The sequence below is a fragment of the Thermococcus sp. CX2 genome (assembly GCF_012027555.1).
GTDB lineage: Archaea > Methanobacteriota_B > Thermococci > Thermococcales > Thermococcaceae > Thermococcus.
On record NZ_SNUQ01000001.1, the window covers coordinates 208,743 to 225,155 of the forward strand.

At 53.7% G+C, this 16,413-nt stretch carries 14 protein-coding genes; 5 read left to right on the plus strand and 9 right to left on the minus strand.

Translation table 11 applies throughout. From position 1 onward, the window contains the following. Positions 1 to 88: 88 nt before the first annotated feature. A complete protein-coding gene (locus E3E23_RS01200) occupies positions 89 to 1,135 on the minus strand; it encodes a glycosyltransferase family 2 protein (protein ID WP_167905814.1) in 1,047 nt (348 codons plus the stop codon). A 29-nt stretch (positions 1,136 to 1,164) separates the two neighbouring features. Next, positions 1,165 to 1,440, minus strand: a complete 276-nt coding sequence (locus E3E23_RS01205; RefSeq protein ID WP_167905816.1) for a hypothetical protein — start codon at positions 1,438 to 1,440, stop codon at positions 1,165 to 1,167. A gap of 91 nt (positions 1,441 to 1,531) precedes the next feature. On the opposite strand from E3E23_RS01205, the gene E3E23_RS01210 reads away from it, so the two are divergent. Then, a complete protein-coding gene (locus E3E23_RS01210) occupies positions 1,532 to 4,135 on the plus strand; it encodes an ATP-dependent helicase (protein ID WP_167905818.1) in 2,604 nt (867 codons plus the stop codon). Here the strand turns inward: E3E23_RS01210 and E3E23_RS01215 are convergent. From E3E23_RS01215 to thiC, 6 genes are all read right to left on the minus strand, one after another. Further along, positions 4,127 to 4,831, minus strand: a complete 705-nt coding sequence (locus E3E23_RS01215) for an ATPase domain-containing protein (protein ID WP_167905820.1) — start codon at positions 4,829 to 4,831, stop codon at positions 4,127 to 4,129. The genes E3E23_RS01210 and E3E23_RS01215 overlap by 9 nt on opposite strands. A 180-nt stretch (positions 4,832 to 5,011) precedes the next feature. Then, positions 5,012 to 6,862: a prolyl oligopeptidase family serine peptidase gene (locus E3E23_RS01220; RefSeq protein ID WP_167906527.1), complete on the minus strand. Its 1,851-nt coding sequence runs from the start codon at positions 6,860 to 6,862 to the stop codon at positions 5,012 to 5,014. Positions 6,863 to 6,943: 81 nt separating this feature from the next. Further along, entirely contained in the window at positions 6,944 to 7,534 is a 591-nt protein-coding gene (locus tag E3E23_RS01225) for an IMP cyclohydrolase (protein ID WP_167905822.1), read from the minus strand. Continuing rightward, positions 7,531 to 8,463 carry a formate--phosphoribosylaminoimidazolecarboxamide ligase gene (locus E3E23_RS01230; protein WP_167905824.1) on the minus strand — a complete coding sequence of 311 codons (933 nt, stop codon included), beginning with the start codon at positions 8,461 to 8,463 and terminating at the stop codon, positions 7,531 to 7,533. The genes E3E23_RS01225 and E3E23_RS01230 overlap by 4 nt, the downstream gene beginning before the upstream one ends. Then, a complete protein-coding gene (locus E3E23_RS01235) occupies positions 8,460 to 9,119 on the minus strand; it encodes a phosphoribosylaminoimidazolesuccinocarboxamide synthase (protein ID WP_167905825.1) in 660 nt (219 codons plus the stop codon). The genes E3E23_RS01230 and E3E23_RS01235 overlap by 4 nt, the downstream gene beginning before the upstream one ends. Then, on the minus strand, positions 9,116 to 10,405 hold the full coding sequence (thiC, locus tag E3E23_RS01240; RefSeq protein WP_167906528.1) for a phosphomethylpyrimidine synthase ThiC: 1,290 nt from the start codon (positions 10,403 to 10,405) through the stop codon (positions 9,116 to 9,118). The genes E3E23_RS01235 and thiC overlap by 4 nt, the downstream gene beginning before the upstream one ends. A gap of 80 nt (positions 10,406 to 10,485) precedes the next feature. Here thiC and E3E23_RS01245 point away from each other — a divergent pair, with 80 nt between their 5' ends. From E3E23_RS01245 to E3E23_RS01260, 4 genes are all read left to right on the plus strand, one after another. Further along, the gene (locus tag E3E23_RS01245) at positions 10,486 to 11,244 is read left to right on the plus strand and encodes a sulfide-dependent adenosine diphosphate thiazole synthase (protein ID WP_167905826.1); all 759 of its coding nucleotides are present in this window, start codon (positions 10,486 to 10,488) and stop codon (positions 11,242 to 11,244) included. 3 nt (positions 11,245 to 11,247) lie between these two features. Next, entirely contained in the window at positions 11,248 to 12,558 is a 1,311-nt protein-coding gene (gene thiD, locus E3E23_RS01250) for a bifunctional hydroxymethylpyrimidine kinase/phosphomethylpyrimidine kinase (RefSeq protein WP_167905827.1), read from the plus strand. A 434-nt stretch (positions 12,559 to 12,992) separates the two neighbouring features. Continuing rightward, entirely contained in the window at positions 12,993 to 13,829 is an 837-nt protein-coding gene (locus E3E23_RS01255) for a DUF835 domain-containing protein (protein ID WP_167905828.1), read from the plus strand. Between the two features lie 97 nt (positions 13,830 to 13,926). Continuing rightward, positions 13,927 to 15,828 carry a GNAT family N-acetyltransferase gene (locus E3E23_RS01260; RefSeq protein ID WP_167905829.1) on the plus strand — a complete coding sequence of 634 codons (1,902 nt, stop codon included), beginning with the start codon at positions 13,927 to 13,929 and terminating at the stop codon, positions 15,826 to 15,828. Here E3E23_RS01260 and mrtA read toward each other — a convergent pair. Next, on the minus strand, positions 15,809 to 16,411 hold the full coding sequence (mrtA, locus tag E3E23_RS01265; protein WP_167905830.1) for a CPBP family archaeomyxosortase MrtA: 603 nt from the start codon (positions 16,409 to 16,411) through the stop codon (positions 15,809 to 15,811). The genes E3E23_RS01260 and mrtA overlap by 20 nt on opposite strands. Between the last annotated feature and the right edge of the window lie 2 nt (positions 16,412 to 16,413).

Genomic DNA, 16,413 nt, shown 5'->3' on the forward strand with positions numbered 1-16,413 from the left:
CTATTGGCTAACACATAGTCTATATAGTTTATGTAGCACAGGGATGGGCATTTAAAGGTTTCGTCCAAAAGAGACAGGGAAAAGGGAGTCAAAGCCTGCCCAGGAGTAGCCTAACGTAGCCGTAAACGTGGAGCGTGAGGTAGAACAGCGCCCAGAACCACACGATGAAGGGAAACAGGAGCGCGTTTAGGAGTGAGCCCCCTTCAACGACCGTTGGCACGAGCATCGTGATAACCTCAAAGCCGTACCAGAGGAGGAAGAGCTCCCAGCGACCGAGGGCAAGCAGCAGCGGTGGGACCAGAATGTCAAGCAACGCAACGAAGTCGCCGAGGAGCAGAAAAGCCCAGTCCTTGGTGAAGCCGCCGCCGAGGTTCTTCAGGTCGCCGAGGAACCAGCGCTTCCTCTGGCGCCAGAGTTTGGAGAGAGTCTTAGGCATCTCCGTATAAACCCTGGCCCTTGGGGCGTAGACGACCTTTCCGAGCTTTTTGATGGCTTTGGTAGTCGCGTAGTCCTCGACTATGTCCTCAACAAAGCCGCCAATTCTCTCGAGGGCTTCCCTTCTGAAGGCCGCTATGGGCCCGGGGGCGAGGCTTAAATCCTCGAGCTCTTTAGCGCGTCGGAACATGGCTATTCTCAGGTGCTCAATATCTTGAGCCCTCTCGAGGAAGGACGAGCCCATAACCCGTACCTGGCCGCCTACGCCGACGATCTCGTCAGAGTAGAAGCGCCTCACCAGCTCCTTCAGGGCGTTTTCATCAAGCTCGCTGTCTGCATCTGTGGTGACTATTATCTCCCCACTGGCTTTTGAGAGACCGAAGTTCAATGCTCTGGCCTTTCCGCTGTGTTCGTTTCTGTAAACCCTGAGCCTCGGATCTTTGACGGAATTGGCTACCTCAAAGGTGTTGTCCTCGCTTCCATCATCGACAACTATGACCTCGAAGTCTGGGTAGTCCTGCCCGAGGGCGGCTTTGATGGACCTCAAAACGCGCTCTCCCTCGTTGTAGGCGGGTATGAGGAGGCTCACCTTCGGCGTCCATTCTTTAGTTCTGTAATTACGGAAAAGGCTAATTATGTAATTGAGGAAGAAGTAGCCGTCCCAGAGGAATATCACCGCGAGGACCAACTCAAGGAGCATGGCCTAAAATCGAAGCGAGGCCTTAAAACTCAATCGCCCTTCCCGAGCCTGTACCTCACCACGTATCTCCCGTGCTCGAACTCATCCTCCTCAGCCGCGATGATCTCTACGGGCTCGATGTTGAGGCCAAATTCCATCGCCTCCCACTTTATGTCGTCAAAATAGTCGTGGAGCCCGCAGGTGGCGCAGAATGAACCTTCAAACTCTATGATTATCTCGTCATCTTTTCTCTCGACTATCCTTGCCTGGGCCTCGCTGCCGTGGAGCCTGTTGAACTCCTCAAGAACCTTTTTGAGCACTTCCATCTTCTCACCCAACTGGGGTTCATCATAAGCACTTAAAAAGTTTGTTAAGCCAACCGAATAGTTTAAAAATCCAAAAGCAAATGGTCGACCGATGAGTGGGGAGAGGATAAGATACGCCGAGAGAGAATACGCGGACGAGGAGATATTCAAGATACTGAGCGAGCCGGTTAGGGAGTGGTTCAAGAGAAAGTTCGGCACCTTCACCCCGCCCCAGCGCTATGCGGTCATAGAGATACACAAGGGTGAGAACGTTCTCATATCCTCCCCGACGGGCTCAGGAAAGACTCTCTCCGCTTTTCTCGCTGCCATAAACGAGCTCATCCTCCTCGCCAAGGAAGGAAAGCTGGAGGACAAAATCTACGTCCTCTACGTTTCACCCCTCCGTGCGCTGAACAACGACATAAAGCGGAACCTTGAGGGGCCTCTCGCGGAGATAAAGGAAGTGGCAAAAGAGCTTGGCTACGAGCTGCCGGAGATAAGGGTCGGCATAAGGACGAGCGACACCTCAAGCTACGAGAAGAGCAAGATGGTGAGGAAGCCGCCCCACATACTCATAACCACTCCAGAAAGCCTCGCCATAGCGCTCAACGCGCCGAAGTTCCGCGAGAGGCTGAGAACTGTAAAGTACCTCATCATCGATGAGGTTCACGCCTTGGCCGAGAACAAGCGCGGTTCTCACCTGGCGTTGAGCATCGAGCGCCTGGCAAATCTCGCCGATAGTGAATTCGTCAGGATAGGCTTGAGCGCTACAATTCACCCCCTCGAGGAAGTCGCCAAGTTCGTTTTCGGCTTCGACGATGAGGGCAAACCGAGGCCGGGCCTAATAGTTGACGTCAGCTTCGCCAAAGAGACCAGAATATGGGTCGAGAGCGTCGTCGAGGATTTGATTTACACGGACGCTGGAACCCTGAGCGACGCCCTCTACAAACGCCTCGCCGAGCTGATAAGGGAACATAGAACGACGCTAATCTTCACCAACACGAGGAGCGGTGCCGAGAGGGTGGCCTTCAACCTGAAGAAGCGCTATCCGGAGTTTGAAGGGCTGATCGAAGCTCATCACTCAAGCCTTTCGCGAGAGGTTCGTCTGGACGTCGAGGAGAAGCTAAAGAGGGGTGAGCTGAAGGCTGTTGTCACTTCGACAAGTTTAGAGCTCGGCATTGACATCGGTACAATAGATTTGGTTGTCCTCATCGGTTCGCCAAAGAGCGTCAATAGAGCATTGCAGAGGATTGGAAGGGCCGGCCACAGGCTTCACGATGTGAGCAAAGGCGTCATTTTGGCCCTCGACAGGGACGATTTGGTTGAGGTTACCGTTTTGGCGCACAACGCGAGGAATAGAAGACTCGACAGGGTCAGAATCCCGAAGAATCCGCTCGACGTTCTGGTTCAGCACCTCCTTGGAATGGCGCTGAATCAGGTCTGGGAGGTTGATGAGGCTTACAAACTCGTGAAGAGGGCTTATCCCTTCCACGATTTGCCCTTCAACGATTTTATGAGCGTTCTGAAGTATCTGGCGGGAGAATACGCTGGCCTTGAGGAGAAGAAAGTCTACGCAAAGATATGGCTTGAGGACGGTAAGTTCGGAAGGCGCGGTAAGATGACAAGGGCTATCTACTATATGAACGTCGGCACCATTCCAGACGAGGCCAAAATCCGCGTTTACACGATGGACAAGAAGCTGATAGGAACGGTAGAGGAGGAGTTCGCCGAGAGACTCATGCAGGGGGACATCTTCGTATTGGCTGGAAGGACTTACGAGTTCATCAAGAGCAGGGGCAACAAGATCTACGTTATCCCGCGCGAGGGCGCGAGGCCAACGATACCGGCGTGGTTCTCGGAGATGCTCCCGCTGAGCTTTGACCTTGCCCTGGATGTCCAGAGATTTAGGAGGGAAGTCAAGAACCTTCTAGACAAGGGGAACGCAAAGTCCCTTCTTATGAAGAAGTACGGCATAGATGAAAGAGCCGCGAGAGCAATTTTAGCCTACTTCCGTGAGCAGGCACGCTATTCGGTGATTCCGGACGACGGCACGGTTCTCGTTGAGGAGGTCCTTGGCGAGAAGAGGAACCGCTATTTCTTCCACACGCTCATCGGGAGGAGGGCAAACGACGCTCTAAGCAGGGCCTTTGCCTATCTCGTGAGCAAGTGGAAGGGCTGTAACGTCGGGATAGCGATAAACGACAACGGCTTTGTCCTTCTCCTGCCAGCAGACAAAAGACTGAGCGAGGAGGATATTAAAGCCCTCTTCGAGATTGAAGACTTGAGGGAGACGCTGAGGAAAGCCCTCGACAACACGGAGCTGTTGAAGAGGAGGTTTAGACACGTTGCCAATCGCGGACTGCTCATTTTAAGGCGCTACATCGGGAGGAGCAAGAGGCTCGGCAGGCAGCAGGTCATGGCCGTTGCGCTCCTCAAGGTGCTCAAGGAGAACTATCCAGACTTTCCCCTTCTTAAAGAGGTGTATCGCGAGATAATGGAGGACAAGATGGATGTGGAAAGTGCCGAACTCTTCCTGAGCTGGGTTCGGGAGGGCAAAGTTAAGGTCGTAATCGAACACAACGAGCTGCCAAGCCCCTTCGCCTTCAACCTGGAGGCTATCGGCTCGAGCGACGTCGTTTTGATGGAAGACAGAAGGGAGCTCATCAAGCAGCTGCACAGGAGAATAATGGCAATGATAGAAGGGGCCTCAGGGTAGGGAAATCACGCGGTCGTGGAAGACCACCATCCCGTGGTCTGTGATTTCGTACGGCCTCATACTTCCGTCAAAGCCGCTTCCCCTGAATTTAGTTATCCTGATGCCCATGGAGAGATTCCCGTGAATATCGAACATCTTGAGCTCAATCACTCCGCTCACAAGGTACTCCTCGACGTCGGTTTGTTGAAGTTCTGAGGTCAGCAGGACGGTAGCTTTCATCCTGGACATGGTTTTAATAAAGGTCAGGAAAGCGCGCCTGTATTCGAGTTCCTTCGTCGTTGTGAGCTTGACCATCGTGATGGGATCAATGATTATTCTGCTGTAGTACTTGAAGCGGAACTGTTCCTTTATGGCTGCTATCATCTTTTCTATGCCATCGGCAAATGATTCAAAGAAACTGTCTACGAGAACATATCTATCCGCGGTGGGGGTGGCGTCGATTAGTGTAAACCTCGGATTGTTCAGGTCAAAGCCCAGCCTTGCCATATCCACCCTGAGGTTGTCGGCCGGCTCCTCAAGGGTCACGTAGAGCACGTTCTCACCGTTGGCTACGCCTGCCATGGCAAAGTGCATCGCAAGCGTTGTCTTTCCAGTTCCTGGGGCTCCCTTGACTAGGTATGTTCTACCAGGAATGAGACCCCCATTTAGCATTGCATCGAGCCCGGGAATACCAGTTGATATCCGCGTGTTCTCCATGTCTCGCTCCCTAATCTAACTCTCCCCAAAGGAATATAAGAACCTTTCGAGCTTCGGCAAATCTCAAGATACTTACATCTTGATAAGTATCCCATAGTTAGGAGAAAATTCATCATCAGATACTTCGGCCGAGAAACTTAACTTGGCACCACTCAGCTCGATGATGAAAAAAGAAGAAGTCTAAATCCCTAGTACCTTAATCACGAACGCCAGCAGGTCAGTCAATTCTCTCGCCCTCGTCTCTGGCGAAGCTCCCATGTGGCCGCTCTTGGTCTCGACGCGCAGATAAACGGGCGCTCCGACTTCTTTGAGCTTCATGAAGAACTTGAGCGCGTGCGCTGGATGAACCCTGTCATCATATAAGCCCGTGTAAAGGAGTGTCGGCGGATATTTCTGCTCTTTAACGTTATGGTAGGGCGAGTATTTGAGCAGGAACTCCCTGTCCTTCGGATCGTCGGGGTTGCCGTACTCAGGGACCCAAACGCTGCCGATGTAGAGCTTGTGGAAGCGACGCATGTCAATGACGGGATAGCCTATCAGCGCCGCGTCCATGACGTCCGGCCGCTGGACGAGCGTCGCTGAGACGAGCAGCCCGCCATTGCTCCTGCCCCATGCGGCCACTTTGTAACCTTCGGCCTTGAGCTTGCCGAGAACGGCTATGAAGTCGTCGAAGACGTTCTGCTTGTTCTCCCTCATTCCGGCGCGGTGCCACTCCTCACCGTACTCGCTGCCGCCCCTCAGATTTGCCATGGCGAAGGTTCCACCCCTTCTTATGAAAGGTATCACCTGCGGGAAGAACCTCGGGGTCAGGGAAATGTTGAAGCCGCCGTAGCCGAAGACCCATACTCTCTTTTCGTCCTTCTCACCCTTGACGATGAAGTAGTGAACCTTTGTGCCGTCCTTAGAGGTTGCAAAGTCCTCCTCCACCTTAAAGCTTCCCTTAACCTTTACCTCATCGAGGAGCTCAAGCCTTCCATCGAAGCGGTAGAGCCTGTAGGGAACGGTGAAGCTCTCGTACCTGAGCAGGACCTGCTTCCCGTCTGAATCGGCCGGGTAGACGCTTCCCGGGAGGTCGAAGGTTATCTCCTCTAAAAGCTCCCCATCGAGCGAATATACCTCAAGCCTGTGGCTTGCATGGACCAGCCTTCCCGTGAGAATCCTGTTGCTGACTATGACTGCCCACTCAATTGGGAACTCGCCTTCGGGGATTACCTCCTCAATTTCGCCGTCTCTGATTGCGATGACCTTTCCGAGGCCCTTCCCCTCGCGCGTGAGGACGTAGAGCGTTCCATCCACCACGTCAATAGGCTCCGCAGGAACCTCCGCGGAGTAAACCCTCTCCCACTTCTCCGGCTCGTCTATGGGGCCGAGGTAGATTTCGGCTTTGTTCCAGCCGAAGGTTACGGTGAGCATGGCGAACTTCCTCTCGGTGCTCTTTTTCAGGCTCATGAAGTAGCCCGAGCCAAGGCCTTCCCCGAAGACCATGCGCTCCCCGCTGGAGTCCCTGAAAAAGAGCCTCACTGCTGGCGGGTTCATCCCATCAGGCGTTTTCTCCTTCCTGTAAAAGCGCGAGAAGTAGTAGCCTTCGTCGATAAAGGCTATGTTCCACACCGACGGCTTAATCTCCTCGATGAGCTCCCCGCTCTCGAGATCGATTATCCTTGTTATCCCCTCGTCCGCCCCTCCAATGGAGAAGCTGTAGGCGAGCCTCTTTCCTTCGCTATCTGCCGTGAAGCCCTGCAAAAGCACTTCATCGCCGAGCTCTTCTTCAAGCTTTTTGGAATCGACTATCACATCACCGTCAAGCCACCTAATGACCTGCCTTCCGGCCTCGTTGATCATTACGAGCGTGCCCCGTTCGGTCAGCTTTGCCATTCTAACGATGGGCAGAAAGTAGAGCTCCTTGACCTCCGGGAAAAGCTCGTCGCTGAGTTCGCCGATGAACTCCCTAAAGCGTTTGTTCTCCTCTTCAACCAGCTTGAGAACACGCTCGTCCTGGAGGTTCTCCATCCAGACGTAGGGGTCCTCCATGAAAATCACCGCTTTAACGTTATGAGAGAGACAATAAAAAGATTCCGTGGTGTTAAGTTGGGGGAGCTTAAAAGAGAAAGTTCAAGGCTTAACTGCCGCTTTCCAGCCACCCTCTTTTTCAACCACCCCAATCGCCAGCACGGGATGAGAGAACTCCAGCCTTAAGACTTTCTCAGCCAGTTCTTCGGCATTCGAAAAGCTCAGCTCCAGCTCTTCAATGCCATCGACGTTGTACGTCGCGGTAAAGAAGGCCTTCCCTTCCTCCAGCTTAATGGCTTTAACCCAGAGCTCTTCTCTGCCAACGAAGCCGAGCCAGCCCCTAGCTTTCCCGCACTCCACTATGGCAGCTATCCTCGGTGTGCTGTAGTCATCACGCTCGTAGTCGAGGGCGTCGAGGACATGGATCAACGCTTTTCTCGGGCTTTCCTCTTCGAGAGCCTGGGCTATAAAGACCGTCTGCAGTCCGTTGCTCACGACCGCGTAGTTTTCGAGCAGCTTCACAACGGGATAGCTCACGTAGGGGTTGTCAGTTTTAGTCTGGTTGGCTATGTAAATTTCGTTTCCCCGAATAACCGCCCTCCTGTTCGGGAAGGAGCGGGAGTTCAGGCGGTAGAAGGCGAAGGGCCTCCCGTTGTTTAGGCCCACGCCGAGCATTCTCCCGACGTATCTCAAGTTACCACCTCCTTGAGGCGGTCCTCCTCGAGGGCGAGCTTAATCTCGCGCGCTATCCTCTCGCCCATGAGCATCGGCCTCTCCCAATAGAGGGCCGAGTACCAGTGTTTGGCATTGCTGCCGCCGTCTATGCGCGAGGCGAAGCCTATGCAGCGGAATTCACCATCGTAGGCGAAGTGGAGAGCGAAGGGACCTATGATGCCGGGAGGTTCAAGCTCTTCCATGGCCTTGACGAAAGCCAATCCGTAATCGTAGAGCATTGGAATGAGCGACTCCCTCAGCGCTACGGCCTTGTTTCCCGCTATGGTGTAGGGGAGGGTCCTGAAGGGCCGCCTCTTGTTTGCGTCCGCGATGACCAGGCGCTCATCAACGCCAAAGAGCTCCAAACGGTTTAAAATCGGCGAATAGAAGAAGTGGACGTAGAGGTAAACGCCGTCTGTGAAGCGTTCAATCCTGTAGGGTTCGCTCAGGCCTTTGATCTTCTCCTCCAGTTCATAGCCGTAAGCCAAGAAGTGCCCGCTTCCGCCCCTCGGTCCCTCAAGGCGGACAAAGTAAAGCTCGTCTGGCTTAGCCTCTTCGGGCTCGATGACTTCAACCATCGGAATGCCGGCCTTTTTAAGGGCCCTATCCTGGAGCTCAAAGCTGGTTTCCCACTTGAGGAAACGCTTGTTGCCGAAGAACTTAGTGTTTGCTTCCTCGATGGCCTCTATGCCAAGGTAGGCCACGAAAGAGCCGTGGGGTACGACGATGCCGTCATCACCGAGTACTTCCCTCATGTTTTCCGTTACGACGATTTCATCGACGAGCGGGATGGAGGAGTAGAAGGCCTTTCTATTCGATTTGACGTAGAGCCTCGTTCTGAAGCCCTCTTTCTTTGCCCCCATGAGTATCTGAAGGGAGGAATGGGAAGCTATGGTGGAGATTATCATTCTACCACCTCCAGGAGCTCTTCCTGGCTCAAAAGCCTTCCACCCTTCATAACGCGCATCGTGTCGCCGCTGAGCTCGTCTATCACCAGAAGCTCTCCATTCAGCCTGCCGAACTCCAGCTTGAAGTCTATTAGCTCAAGCCCCTTTGCGGAGAAGAACTCCGCCAGGATTTCGGCGACCCTTTTCGTTACCTCCTTCATCTCCTCCAGCTCCCCTTCGCTCGCTATACCGAGCCGCAATATTGCTTCTTCGGTTATGAGAGGGTCGCCGAGCGAGTCGTCCTTGAGGGTGAACTCGACTATTCCCAGCTCTTGGAGGGACTCCACCCATCCGCTGTATCTCCTGAGGAAGCTTCCGTAAGCCTTGAAGCGGTATATAGTCTCCAGCGGAATCCTCTCTGCCTTCAGAAAGCGCGCCCTTCTCTCGTCAATCCGCTCGACGAAGTGTGTCCTTATCCCGTTCCTTTCCAGCAGGCTGAAGAAGAACTCCGTCTGCTTGAGAACTGCACTCCCCTTGCCCGGTCTCTCGCCTATCACCTCGTTGCCACCCGTGTCCTCTCTGCCGTCTTCGCCCAGCAGGGAGTCCTTGAAGTAAAAGACTAGATAAGGGCCATCCTCGTAAACGTCCTTCGTCTTACCGCGGTAGATGAGCCTCACTCGGCCTCACCCGTCCTCAGCATGTCGTTGATGAGCTTTATCGCGCATAAATCGCCGCACATAGAGCATGCCTCGGTCTTTGTCGGTCTCTCCTTCCTTATCTCGACGAACATCTCCTTGTCCTCGCTGAGCTCGAACTGCTTCGCCCAGTTCAGCCTTCCCCTCGCGAGGCTCATGAGGTAATCCTTCTTAAAATCGGCCTCGAAGCGCGTTAGATTGACGGCGTGGGCGGCTATCCTGGCGGCTATAACCCCCTCCCTCACGTGCTCGACAGTCGGGAGGCCAAGGTGCTCCGCTGGGGTGACGTAGCAGAGGAAGTCAGCCCCGTTTAGAGCGGCTATTGCTCCGCCTATGGCCGCCGTGATGTGGTCGTAGCCTGGGAAGACGTCGGTAACTATCGGACCCAACACATAGAAAGGAGCGTTATCCGTGGCGATCTTGGCCAGCTTCACCTGGGCTGCTATCTGGTCTATCGGAACGTGGCCGGGCCCTTCAACCATGGTCTGAACTCCTGCCTCTCTGGCTCTCCTAACGAGCCTTCCGAGGGTGTAAAGCTCGGCTATTTGCAGTTCATCGCCAGCATCGGGCAGTCCACCAGGCCTCAACCCGTCGCCGAGGCTTAGGACGACATCGTACTCCCTGGCGAGCTCAAGGAGGTAGTCATAGTTCTTGTAGAAGGGGTTCTCCTCGCCCCAGTGAAGTATCCACGCTGCCAGAAACGTTCCGCCGCGGGAGACCATGCCGACAATCCTCTTGGTTCTCTTCATCTTCTCGACGACCTCTTTTGTAACTCCAACGTGTATCGTCGTGTAGTCAACGCCGTCCCTGAAGTGCTTCTCCACAGCCTTCCACATGTCGTCCTCGGTCATCTCGATGATGGCCTTTCCTTTAGCCAGCATCTCCTCGGCGGCCTGGTAGATGGGAACGGTGCCAATGGGAACGTCCACAGCCTTCATTATGCGCTTTCTTATTTCATCGAGGTCGCCGCCAGTTGAGAGATCCATTATGGTATCGGCGCCATATTTGACCGCGATCTTGGCCTTCTCTATCTCAGCTTCGACGTCTACTATGTCGCGCGAGGTGCCTATGTTGGCGTTGACCTTGACGCGGACGACTTCACCAACTGCAACGGGCTTGACCCAATCGTGCCTCACGTTGCGGAATATGACGGTGTGGCCTTTGGCGACGCTTCTCCTCAGCTTTTCAGCACTTATCCCCTCGCGCTCCGCTATGAACTTCATTTCCTCCGTAACTACTCCGCGCCTGGCTTCTTCAAGCTGGGTCATTGCCACCACCGTGTATAACAAAGTTTTTAAATTTCAAAACTCAGTTTTCACCGCAGCTTATAAGCTTTGGGGTGGTCAGAATGCTGAAGGACGTCGAGATAAGTGGGGCGATAATCGAGGCCTACATGAAAGACCTGCTCGACAACCTCACGCTTGATGTTGCCATCATCGGTGCTGGCCCATCGGGCATGGTTGCAGCTTACTATCTCGCCAAGGGCGGAGCAAAGGTGGCAATCTTCGAGAAGAAGCTCAGCGTGGGCGGTGGAATCTGGGGCGGCGCGATGGGCTTCAACAGGATCGTCGTGGAGGAGAGCGCCAGGGAGATACTCGATGAGTTTGGGATAGATTACGGGGAGTTCAGACCGGGTCTTTACGTAGCCGACGCGATTGAAGTTGCCACGACGATAGCCAGCAGGACGGTGAAGGCCGGGGTAAAGATATTCAACATGGTTGAGGTCGAGGACTTAGTAGTTAAAAACGACCGCGTGGCCGGGGTGGTCATAAACTGGACGCCGGTGAAGATGACGGGCCTCCACGTGGATCCCCTAACGGTGGAGGCAAGGTTCGTGATTGATTCAACGGGCCATGGAGCTCAGGTAACTCAGCACCTGCTGAAGAGAGGGCTGATAGAGAAGCTCCCCGGGGAGGGCCCCATGTGGGCCGAGATGGGTGAGAGGCTCACGGTGGAGCATACCGGGGAGGTCTTCCCGGGACTGTACGTCACGGGCATGGCGGCAAACGCAGTTGCCGGTGCCCCGAGGATGGGGCCAATATTCGGCGGCATGTTCCTGAGCGGGAGAAAAGCAGCCATTGAAATCCTCGAGAAGCTCAAGGTGTGAGCCATGGCCGTCTTGATAATAGCGGGCCTCGACACCGGCGGCGGGGCTGGAATAGCAGCCGACATAAAGACCGTCTCAGCCCTCGGTCTCCATCCCCTCCCTATCCTTTCTGCGGTAACCTACCAGAACCCCGATGGGGTCAGAGGCTACCACGTCCTTCCTCCAGAGCTCATCCGCGGGGAGATAAGGGCCGTCAAGGATTTCTTCGAGATTGAGGCGGTAAAAATAGGCATGCTCGGCAACGGGGAGGCTGTAAAAATAGTCGCCGAGGAAACGGAGGGCCTTCTGAGGGTTCTTGACCCGGTTTTGACTTCCTCCACCGATCATCCCCTGATAGATGTGGAAGGCATCGAGACGCTAAAGGACCTCTTGATTCCAGGTTCAATAGTCACACCGAACGTTCCAGAGGCCGAGAAGCTTACGGGGATGAAGGTTTCAAGCGTTGAGGACATGAAGAAGGCCGCCAGGATTCTCGTTGAGGAGTTCGGAGCCAAGGCGGCCGTCGTTAAGGGGGGACACCTCGACTACACCGACGTCCTCTACTGGAATGGAGAGTTCTACGAGTTCCGAGGTGAAATGATTGAAGGCTTCACCCACGGAACGGGCTGCGCATTTTCCTCGGCTTTGGCTTCCCTCCTCGCCAAGGGGATGGAGCTTCCAGAGGCCGTGGAGGAGGCAAAGCGCTTCGTTGAAACTGCGATAAGGTTCTCTTCCAGAGAGGGCAAGTGCATCAACCCCCTTGCACCGCTTGAAATCGACGTCGAGCGCTGGAGGGCCTATTCGGGGCTCAAAAATGCAGTGAAAAGACTCGTGGAGATGGGTGAGCTTTTGAATCCCTTCGTTCCGGAGGTTGGGACGAACTTCGCCTACGCCACTCCCCAAGGCGAGGTCTTCGCGGTGAAGGGCAGGATAGTGCGCTACGGAAAAACGATTAAACCAGTTGGACCGGTCGAGCTAAACGCGTCGGACCACCTAAAACGAGCCCTCCTCAAGTTCCGTGAGTTTTACCCCGAGGTAAGGGCCGTTATCAACCTCCGCTATTCAAGGGAGCTCATCGAGAGGGCAGAAAAGCTGGGCCTCACGGTTTCCTTCTACGACAGGCGCGAGGAGCCAGAGGACGTTAAGACCAGGGAGGGCGGAACGATTCCATGGGGCATAGAGACGGCGATAAGGAGGGTCAGGGAGAGGCCCGACGTCATATACCACCTTGGTGACTGGGGCAAGGAGCCAATGGTCCTTATATTTGGAGAGAATCCTTTGGAGGTTATTGAAAAAGTCAAGGAACTCTTGGACGTTCCAAGAGGGCAATCCTAAAGTGTTCCAGTGTGATCCCCTTGACCGGCTCAGGCCTATGGTACAATGGTCGATAGAGACATCTCGAACGTGTCTTCCCCCTTATTTTTCTCGCTGTCTATATGGCTTTATCAATCAGATCAGTCCTCTCAAGGGCCAAATAGCTTTCGGGCCCTCCTTATGAATCCCATAAATGTTTGCTTTCTCTCAACGGGCTTCAAAGTGAGCTCCTATCTTGGTGTCTCCACACAGACGTAATAGATCTTCCGTTAACAACTGCGGAGAAGTTAAATAACTTAAAGTTATAATTGTTTAAAATCGTCTAAACGGAAAATAAGGACTCACGAAGTCCCTAAAGTTTTGTTAAAGACTGCTGAATTATGCAACTACAATCACAACCCATACAGCAAGAGTTTTAAATTACGAACACTAACTTTCTAAGTGGTGGCATTTACATGGGTATAATCCAAATACTCCTAAGTGCCGAATTTAATGAAACTGTCACCTTGATAATCAACATAGCCACGGTGGCCTTGGCAGTCAAATTCAGAAAGTCCTTCCGGAGCACGTATCCCGGCGTAGGAAAGTTCTACGATGCACTTCTCCTTGCCACAATTGTATGGTTTATCGCAGAATGCTTCTACGCCCCAGGCTATTTCTCTGACTATTTCAGCGAAGAGTTCATAGAAAAATCTGAATTGATAGCCGATAACATATGGATAGTGTTTCAGCTGCTGTTTTTCTATGCCTTTGCGTCGCTGTTTGGAGCACTTATAAACAACTATCGGGTGGAGGTCGTTAAAGAGGTTCCAAAAGGCGGTGAGAACGAATCGGCGTTAATGTTATCCCCTGGCACACACATAGTTTTCCCAGGAAAGGCGAAAGGGTTTTTCCTGAGCCTCCTGAAGAAATATCCTGGCCTGGTGATTTCAAGAACACCCCCAGAGGAAATCAAGAGGAGACTCGGGCTTGAGCGGACGCCCGTCATATGGATCACGAGAGTGGATGGAAAATCGCACGTCTTCCCCACCCGTCTTGAGTACTTGGGACATCTGGTGGTCGAGTTCTTCAAGGAAAACGAAACACCCAAGGTCGTTCTGATAGACTGCCTAGAGTATCTCGTTATCGAGAACGGCTTTCAGCAGGTTTTCAAGTTTCTTTTAAATCTCAAAGACCATGCCCTGATAACCAATTCGATTATTCTCCTGGCAACGTCCCAAGAAGTCTGGAGAAACAATGAGTGGACACTTCTCACAAGGGAGTTTCCCGTGGTGGATCGCGATAATCATTGAGAAAAACAAGTGCACAGGTACTTAGAGGCCTGGATTCCTTGTCAAAAGGGAGAACAGTTATTAATTTCACCCGTTCAATTATCAGTGGTGATGTCCGATGATTCTTCGGGGCAGGGTAATTGGCAGCGAAATCCCGCGCTTCAAACACCGGTGGTTTGGGATTCTTGAGGTCGAGACCGAGAAGGGAAGGCTCAAGCTCTACATGACGGGCAACGCCGCCCAGTGGTTCCTGAGCGGTGATGAGGTAGAGATTCACCTCAAGAAAGAGCCGGAGGAAGAAATCCTCGACTTCGACGACTACGAGCTCTACAAATTTTATTCGGGTGATAAGGTCAAGGTCTGGCCGCTGTGGGAAAAGACGTTCGAGGCAAAGCGCTTTTCTCCCCTGACTGGAGAGCTCCTCTACACCTACAGGATACGCGCGAGAGAGGCAAAATACGAGAGCGACTTCGAGGCTATAGCCGAGCTGGAGCAGTACCACTACGCCAGCCAGAAGGAGAAGGTGGCCTTATGGCGCTGTGAAAACGGCCACATCTTCGAGGCCAACACGAAGGAGAGCTGCCCAGTCTGCGGGAGCGACAATGTTCACATCCTCGAAATCAAGGGCTCAACCCCAGCGTCGCGCTTCTTGATTCTCGAGCTGGAGAACAGGGAGGAGTACGAGCCGAGGATTCTAGCATACGTCCGCATTGATCCGCCCATTCCGCTGATGCACAGGCGTTTGCCGAACGGCGAGGTGGAAAGGAACATTCGCGAAAAGGTCTTTCCAGAGGACTGGTTTAAGCCCGCTTTCTGGCCCGAGAGAATAATGAGGGAGCTATACGAGGAGCTGAAGAGGAAGCACACCAGGAGAGTAGCCCGCTCCATGCTCTGGGAGGAGGCAAAGTGGAGGGCCCTGAGGGAGACGAACACAGCTGGAGCAAGGATAGCGCGCGTCGTTGTTCACCCAGACTACCGCTCCGACGGATTGGGCCAATTAAGCGTCAAGGCAGCACTGGAGTGGATTGCCGAGAGAAGAATCCCCGAGATGAGAAAGAGGAAACACATAGTCGAGACCATAGCTCAAATGGCCCGCTACAACCCATTCTTCGAGAAGGTCGGCTTTAAGTTCCTCTGGGAGACCGCGAGCGGGAGACCGGTTCTCTTTTACCCGCTCAGCGATGAGGCTAAGGAATACATAGAGCGCTTTTTGAGGGAAGACCCCTACGCCCCGAAGGACGGCCGCTTATGGAGGCCAAGCTACGGAAGAGTCGAGCCGCTAAGCGGGCCGATAGTCTTTAAGAACGTCAGCAAGGTCTTTGAGAGCGAGCTTGACGTTAAGGGACTGCCCGAAGAAATTCAGGAGCTTTTAAAGGCCTTCGGCGTCAGGCACCGCGTAATTCAAAGGCCCGTTTTGAGAAACCTGGACTTTGAACTCAAGCCCGGCGAGCTTGTGGCCATAGTCGGGGCGAGCGGAGCAGGAAAAACCACCCTGCTGAGGCTCATCCTCGGCGCGGCGAGGGGATACTGGGAGGAAAAATACAGGCCGACAGTTGGAGAGATAGGGGTGCCCGACAACGTCAAGGTCTCCGTGCTGATTCCAGGTGAGTTCGAGCCAGAATTTGGCTCAGAGAGCATATTGGAGCACGTTTACAGGAAAATCAGAGATTTAAATGCGGCCGTCGAAATTCTCAACCGGGCCGGACTGAGCGATGCAGTGCTTTACAGGGCCCGCTTTGGTGAGCTCTCGACCGGCCAGAAGGAGAGGGCAAAGATAGCGTCGCTCTTAGCCGAGAAGCCCAACCTGCTGTTAATAGACGAGTTCGCGGCCCATCTCGACACGCTCACGGCTATGCGCGTGGCCAAGAAGGTGGCCGAGATAATCCGCGAGGCTGGCATTACAGCGCTGATAATCACCCACAGACCGGAGGTTCTCAAGGCCCTTGACCCAGATAAAGTCCTCTTCGTGGGCTACGGAACAGCCAGGATAGAGGAAAAGACTAAAGAAGGACGCACATGACGTCGAAGAGGGCCGAGCCAAGCCAGTGAAGGAAGAAGCTCGGGAGAAAGCTCCCGCCCTTCAAATCCATTTTTGCGAATATTATCCCTGCGAAGAAGGCGTAGGGGACTTCAATGCCGGGCTTTCCAATGTGGACGAGAGTGTAAGGAATGTCCTGGGCCAGAATCGCAAGCCACTCGTTCTTCCTCGCCAGTGGGAAGAGCAGAACTCCGCGATAGAATGCCTCGTGGGCGAACATTACAGCTCCAACCGCCAGCTCCTTGATGAGGAAATCCACCCAGCCCGAATAGGAAAAGACGGGATAGTAGCTCTTCATCGAGGGAACCGTCGTCCCGTAGAGGCTTATGGGGATTGAAAGGAGAAAAAGAACCGCGAACCACTTGTAACCTTCTTTTTTCCCAAATTGGAAGCCGAGCTCTCGGGGTTTGAACCCGAGGAAGTACGCGGCAGCTAAAGGCAGAACGACGTAAAAGAACAAGTCGTAGGCCGCCCATTCGAAAACGTTATCTCCCCTGTGCCAGGCTAAGGGAATGAACGCAAGCGAGACTGCGTAGAGAAGCCAGGCGTTCCGCTTGAGTCTCATGG